Annotated in this window: 1 protein-coding gene and 1 tRNA gene; both read left to right on the top strand. The window is 63.5% G+C overall.

The features are described from left to right. The coding region (nuoN, locus tag ACE026_RS07560; protein WP_486038574.1) for an NADH-quinone oxidoreductase subunit NuoN at positions 1–1,337 on the top strand (1,337 nt) is incomplete at its 5' end. Between the two features lie 121 nt (positions 1,338–1,458). Next, positions 1,459–1,535: transfer RNA gene (locus ACE026_RS07555), tRNA-Met, on the top strand. The last annotated feature ends 166 nt before the right edge of the window (positions 1,536–1,701 follow it).

The following is a 1,701-nucleotide window of genomic DNA, read 5'->3' as shown; positions in this document are numbered from 1 at the left end:
AGATCTGGACCCACCTGTTCTCGATCGCTGCGCTGGCGGTCGTGTTCTTCATGCTCGCCACCGGAGTGGGCGGGCAGGGCGAGGTCTTCCACGGCATGTTCGTCCGCGACAACGCGGCCGACGTGATGAAGACCGTGATCGTGCTGTGCAGCGGCCTGACCCTGATCTACGGCTGGAGCTACCTGCGCGAGCGCAAGCTCTACCAGGGCGAGATCCCGGTGCTGATCCTGTTCGCCACCGCGGGCATGATGATCCTGGTCTCGGCCGGCAGCCTGCTGATGGTCTATCTCGGCCTGGAACTGCTGGCGCTGTGCTCCTACGCCCTGGTCGCCAGCAACCGTGAAAACGGCCTGGCCTCGGAAGCGGCGATGAAGTACATCGTGCTCGGCTCGCTGGCCTCGGGTCTGCTGCTGTACGGCATGTCGCTGATCTACGGCGCCACCGGTTCGCTGCACCTGGATGCCATCAACGCGGCCATTCCGCATACCGAAGAGAAGATGCTGCTGCTGACCGGCGCGGTGTTCATGATCGCCGGTGTGGCCTTCAAGCTGGGTGCCGCCCCGTTCCATATGTGGCTGCCCGACGTCTACCAGGGTGCCCCGGCACCTGTCGCGCTGTTCATCAGCTCGGCCCCGAAGCTGGCGGCGTTCGGCATGGCCTACCGCCTGCTGGAAATGGGCGTGGGTCCGCTGGCCGACGAATGGAAGTACCTGATCGGTGGTCTGGCCGCACTGTCGCTGGTGATCGGCAACCTGATGGCGATCGCGCAGACCAACCTCAAGCGCATGCTGGCGTTCTCGACCGTTTCGCACATCGGCTTCCTGCTGATGGGCATGGCCGGTGGTGGCGAGCGGGGGTACTCGGCGGCGCTGTTCTACGCCCTGAGCTACGCGATCATGTCCACGGCTGCGTTCGGCGCGATCATCGCCTTGTCGCGTAATGGCTTCGAAGCCGAGAAGATCGAAGACTTCAAGGGCCTCAATGCCCGCAACCCGTGGATGGCCGGCCTGGTGCTGTGCATCATGGCGTCGCTGGCAGGCATCCCGCCGTTCCTGGGCTTCTGGACCAAGCTGGCCGTCCTCGGCGCGGCGATCCAGGGCGACATGCTGTGGCTGGCCATGGTCGGCGTGATCTGCGCCGTGATCGGCTGCTTCTACTACCTGCGCGTGATCAAGGTCATGTACTTCGATGAGCCGGTGGGTGAGCCGCTGCCGGCCAACAACGATCGCGTCCTGGGCGTGGTGCTGGGCGTGAATGCCCTGGCGCTGCTGGCCCTGGGCGTGGCCTGGAACCCGATCATGGTGTGGTGCCAGCAGGCATTTGCACATATTTCGTAAAAAACGATACAAACGTGCGCAACTCGTGTAATATTCATCTCCTGAGTTGTTGATGCAGCGGTTTCGCCAGAACATCGTTGCTAGGAAGTCCCCCGGGTCTTCCGCACTCATCCGCTTCTGCTGCGGGGTGGAGCAGTCTGGCAGCTCGTCGGGCTCATAACCCGAAGGTCGCAGGTTCAAATCCTGCCCCCGCTACCACAGAAAATCTGCAGTGCAGATGCAGTAGACGAAAAGGCGATCTCGGCAACGAGGTCGCTTTTTTCGTTGTGGCATCGGCATCGGCATCGGCGACGCGGCAGCGCGACGTGACAGTGGAAGGTCGGCGGAGCGGGGCGATGGCGGCGGCGGCGATCGACAGGCTGTC

This window comes from Stenotrophomonas sp. AGC87 (assembly GCF_057333975.1).
The sequence above is the reverse complement of the archived record's forward strand: the minus strand, read 5'-3'. Positions and strand labels throughout refer to the sequence as shown.